This is a genomic window from Rickettsiales endosymbiont of Peranema trichophorum (genome assembly GCF_004210275.1).
In the GTDB taxonomy this organism is placed as follows: domain Bacteria; phylum Pseudomonadota; class Alphaproteobacteria; order Rickettsiales; family Midichloriaceae; genus RICK02.
Genome location: NZ_SCFA01000052.1, coordinates 1 through 5062, shown reverse-complemented (window position 1 = coordinate 5062; position 5062 = coordinate 1). Strand labels below are relative to the sequence as shown.

Sequence of the window (5062 nt, the reverse complement as noted above, 5' to 3'; positions counted from 1 at the left end):
AAGCTGATGTTATTGGCATCTCATCTATCTATATGTCACAAAATGTAGTGCCACTTTGCCATATCAGTCACAAAGGTATGTTGGAAGACTATGCTCACGATACTATGTTCAACGAACTATACCAAGAATCTGGGCCCCTCGCTAGCTGGTAGTTTGGTGACCACGGAGGCATTGAAATGTGAGCTTTTATGGGACGAAGCGTGGTTCCGAAGATAATCACGTGTATACATTATTATGTTTTTACAAGATATTGGTTGTGGTTCTCTAATTGCAAATCAGTCAAGTAAAGATTTTAGCATCTTAATAAAAAAGGTTGATGTTAGCTATTTTGACCTTCTAGACTACTAGTTTGCTTTCCATAGTTCTCTCCGAGGTCTGATATGGCCAAGCCTTTGTTGACTTTATCATGGCATGCCTCAATATACATATTAGGTGGAAGCGGACGGTGACATGTATTACACGAGGTCTAAAGCCTCAACCAACTCCTCTCACTTATCCCTTCCATCTACATAACTAGCACCTTTATTGCCAATATTAACTATCACCGTTTTATACCAAATCTCATTTTTAAATGATTCAAAACGGATTTTGTGAAACTCGGCTCTGCGCACGTATTTCAATACGCTTACGCAGCCTCATCCTCAAATCCATTTGCCTGATTTAATCTGAAATTTGGTATAACAGGATTAGAAAGTCCTGCTATATTCCTTTTTACTACTTCTATAAAATTCCCATGTTTACTGCTTTGTAATTTTATACCATAAATCTTTAGCAGACCCCTAATCGTTCCAATTATCTGCTGCCTTCTGCTACCTATCATAACCTTTAGCTCGCAACTCTCCTCGCTCTTTATTTGAACATTCTTATAGCATTCATTACGTAGCATAATAGCTATACCTAATGCGTCATTTTTATCATTCTTATTGATCCTCGCAGATAATGCTGCTGCCATATGCCTTGCATCTACCCACTTCACCTCAAACCCTGCCTTTGATAAAGCTTTACATAAATGTATTGATAGCTGTCCGCTTTCTATCCCTAAAACAGCATCTTCCTTATAGCCTCGTTCGCTTAAACAATCTCCAATCACACCTGCTTCGCTTAATACTGAACATTCGTATACTGTTTTACCCTTATCATTAACATTAATCACATTGATAAATGTTTCTTTCAATGACACGTCTAAACCTATATAATACTTCATCGGATACACTCCTATAATTAATTAAAGTTATTGCCATCAAATAAATACACTCCTTATTCCAATATCCAAATAATTGTGTTGTGTATCCATTCTTCATACAAACCTTACTATTCCCAATTACAGTATGTATTATATTGATTTTATTAGCTAGATGTTGGAGAACTACTTAAGTTACTGTTAAAAAACACAAAATTAGGAAGGTACTTATATGAAACCAAGAGCGTTGAACGTAAAAATGACATACGCTGAGTTTGAAGAGATATGCGATGGATTAGACAATGGGCAATTGGAAGATGCGATAGGGACGTTTATAAGGAATCACAAGGAGCAAAAACTATTCCGAGACGATGTGCTAAGCTTAACATTATATAAAGCTGTGATTTATGGGGAGTCAGATACAGTTGAAAAGATTTTGTCTACGCCACATAGCGGGAGTATACTGACGGCAATGATAGGAGCATACGATAGTGTTATTCGTAAGGTGTTTGGTCAAGAAAGAACAAGTAGCATGATAAGGGAGACAGATGGAAGTGTGTTTGGAGCAGTATTGGAGTATTTAAAACACAATAGAGACATACCATTGGTAGACTTAGAAGGCAAAGAGTTTGTAGGGATGTACAATATGGTCAAGTTACCAAGATGGGATGTGACGACAGATGATGGTTGGTGGTATATAAGAAAGTATTTTTTGGATGCTTTATATACGAAGGAGTCGCTTGATAAACTTGATGAGAGTCTATGGAGAAAGTTTGATAGTGTCCAGTATCTGAAAGACTATGATGAGCAACAAAAGCAGGAAATGCTTAAATTGGGAGATAAAAAAAAAGATGATGTTGGAGAAGATGGAGACACGGATGAGAATAAGAGCGACGAGGAGCAGAAAGTCCAGACGGTAGCAAGAGATAATAAGGCCATTATAAAGGGTGAAGGGGCCAGCGATAGTATTGGTGAAGAGGTTGTAAGCCAGGAGTGTTATAGAGATCGTATTGTAGATAGCAATGAGGATAGTAGGGATGTTATACTGGAAGTATTCCAGAGTTTGATGAGTTGGATTGAGGAGCTGCCATTGTGGCTACAGGAGCATGTAATGAAAAGGCACTCAGTGGTAAGGATTTTGGAGTACATGAAGAGTTGTAACAAAGGGATGACGTTTAGATTAGGTGAGAAAGAAGGAGAGGAGCAACTGGAAGAGAGTATGGGAATAGAGACATGGGAAGCAGCAAGAGTGGAGCAAGTGTTGAGCCACCAAGTTAATAGTGAGTTCATATATGGAGGTGTTGACTCCTATGAGATGCCATTATTGATGAGTGGTGCGATGAATATTCTATATAGTCACAAGATGTGCGTGGAGGAGATGTATGAAGGAATTGAGGAATATGCTATGGGTGTAGAGGATGTGTTGTGGTACTAAGAATGTCGGGGGGATGCTAGTTTTACAGATACTTTTCTAACATTAGGAGAGGGGGAGATGGTAGGGGAATACAATGTACAGGCCAGACAAAATGTCTATAGTAACCAAGACAGTATCTTTCACGGGAGTAGAAGCGCTGAGGAGAGGCATGCAGGGAATACACCACCACTTTCTCTTGGTCAAGGTGGTTATAATGAGACTGTTGATTTGAAACCTGATGGTGTTAGGTCTAGGGTTCAAGCTCTGAACGCTATTGCTAGTGCCTTGTCCACGAAGCCATACACGTCAGTAACAGAGGTTCATGGGAATCAAAGCAGTGAGTTATGCCTTGTGCTGGGGGATCCCGACTATCCCATCAAAAAACACGACCCAAGAGTTAAAAGAGGGAAAGATGGTACCCTGGATGTACTGATAGCATTAAAGCAATTGTTGATAAGTCAAGTAGCGCAAATAAATGCGCGTTATTTGATGAAATGCTAATTAATGAGACCTCTGCGTCCTGAGTTTGACAGAATCTGGGATGATGTTGTGGGAACCCGTGTGGAGTGGTGGTTTTGATGAGAAGCTCAGTATTTTGTAGTAAACACCTATAGTTGTATTGACCTTAGGTTTTGGGTATATTAATATATACGCGTAGTCAACACATGTGTATTTCCTATGTTTTTTAAAATTGTTAAAGGTAAATGCCAAAGCTATTTATACTTGGCGCAGTCTTATAGAGATGAAGACGGAAAGGTAAAGCATAGAAAAATTTGCAGCTTTGGCCCACTAAAGAATCTGGATTCTGCCTTTATTAAATCATTTGCACAAGTCACAAAATATAGTGCAACAGTTGAACTAGTCGATCTGGAAAGCGCTGTAGTGTCCGAGAAAATTAACTATGGAGCAAGCCAAGTGATAAATCATTTTTGGCAATATTTTGCAGTGGGTTCATTTATCAAACAGAGTATGCGAAACAGCAAATTAAAAATCGACATTGAATCCGTATTAAAATTGTTGCTCTCTAGTAGGCTACTTAAGCCAGAAAGTAAGTTGCAAATTTATAATCATCAAAAATATTACGGCGCTGCTAAAGAAATACCTCTGCATAAAATATATCGTACTTTGGATTTTTTAGCAGAGCATCACGAAGCTCTCCAAAAACACCTATACCGACAGCAAATTGAAAAGGATAAAATGGTAGTTAATGTAGTATTTTACGATGTTACAACGTTTTATTTTGAAAGTGTGGTACAAGACGATCTGAAGGATTTTGGTTTTAGTAAAGACTGTAAAATTAATAACACTCAAGTAATGTTTAGCATTTTAGTCAATCATCAAGGGATGCCGATTAAGTTTAATATTCACAAAGGCAACAGCTATGAAGGCCATACCTTGGTTAAGGCTCTAGAAAGTATCAGTAGGGAGTACAATATAAAGCAGGTAATTTTGGTTGCCGATAGAGGAATAAACAACGGTGCAAATTTACTAGAAATCAAGAATGCAGGCTTTGATTATATTGTTGGGTCAAAAGTCAAAAACACGGAAGATGCAATAAAGAAGGAAATTCTAGATCTTAGGGGTTATGAGAAGATAGGGTCCTACGATAATGAAGAGGGACTTGGTTTTAAAGTAATAAATCGGGATAGAACGGTAAGACTGCAAAAAGGCGGTGCAAAAGAGATACATAAAATTACTGGCAGACTAATTTGCACTTGGTCTGCTAGAAGAGCGGCAACAGATAAGGCTGACAGGGCACGTATGGTGGAAAGGGCCAATAGTATGCTAGATAATAATAGTTTTACTTCAACAAGAGGGGCGAGAAAATATCTTGATATTACTATTAAAGAATCGCCAAAGTTAAGGACGGAAAAAATCATTGAAGACGGAAAGTGGGATGGGTTTTACGGGATTGAAACCAATAATATGAGTTTATCTGCAGCAGAGGTTGCGGCTGCTTATCATCAGTTATGGGTAGTTGAGGAGTCATTCAGGATTTTGAAGCATCACTTTGAAACCAGGCCAATGTTTCACTGGACAAGCAATAGAATTATTGGCCATTTAACTTTAAGTTACATTGCGTTTTTATTTGAAAGAAGCTTAGAAATAAAGTTAAAAACCAATGGAGTAGAAGGTGTTACTCATGACGGTATTAGAGAAGCATTGTCGGGAATGGAGGTTACGGTAATAAATAATAATATCAACAGGATACAGATTACTAACCGCAATAATGACTTAAGCAATGCAATTATGTTAACGTTGAGTTTGGAGCAGCCAATGAATTGCAAATTATAGAATACCTCAAATTGTAGTAAACACTAATAATGCCCCAATCACCCATAAATCCACCCTCCACTATAATACAACTGTCAAACTCGGGAATTAGGTTCTTCAAACTCTCTTGCCATTCAGCACCTGCTAGACGTCTGCTCACTTTCGTGCCATATCATACAATAGGTATCCAATCC

At 38.2% G+C, this 5062-nt stretch carries 4 protein-coding genes; 3 read left to right on the top strand and 1 reads right to left on the bottom strand.

Annotated features, from left to right (window positions below):
• Nucleotides 1–625 precede the first annotated feature (625 nt).
• On the bottom strand, nucleotides 626–1204 hold the full coding sequence (locus tag EDM53_RS02395) for an IS110 family transposase (protein ID WP_130122061.1): 579 nt from the start codon (nucleotides 1202–1204) through the stop codon (nucleotides 626–628).
• 208 nt (nucleotides 1205–1412) lie between these two features.
• Between EDM53_RS02395 and EDM53_RS02390 the strand changes: the two genes are divergently transcribed.
• From EDM53_RS02390 to EDM53_RS02380, 3 genes are all read left to right on the top strand, one after another.
• Nucleotides 1413–2615 (top strand): hypothetical protein, encoded by a 1203-nt coding sequence (locus EDM53_RS02390; protein ID WP_130122059.1) that lies wholly within the window; start codon nucleotides 1413–1415, stop codon nucleotides 2613–2615.
• A 57-nt stretch (nucleotides 2616–2672) separates the two neighbouring features.
• Complete coding sequence (locus EDM53_RS02385; RefSeq protein ID WP_130122057.1) at nucleotides 2673–3095, top strand: hypothetical protein; 423 nt, start codon at nucleotides 2673–2675, stop codon at nucleotides 3093–3095.
• Nucleotides 3096–3272: 177 nt separating this feature from the next.
• Entirely contained in the window at nucleotides 3273–4889 is a 1617-nt protein-coding gene (locus EDM53_RS02380; protein ID WP_130122055.1) for an IS1634 family transposase, read from the top strand.
• Nucleotides 4890–5062 lie beyond the last annotated feature (173 nt).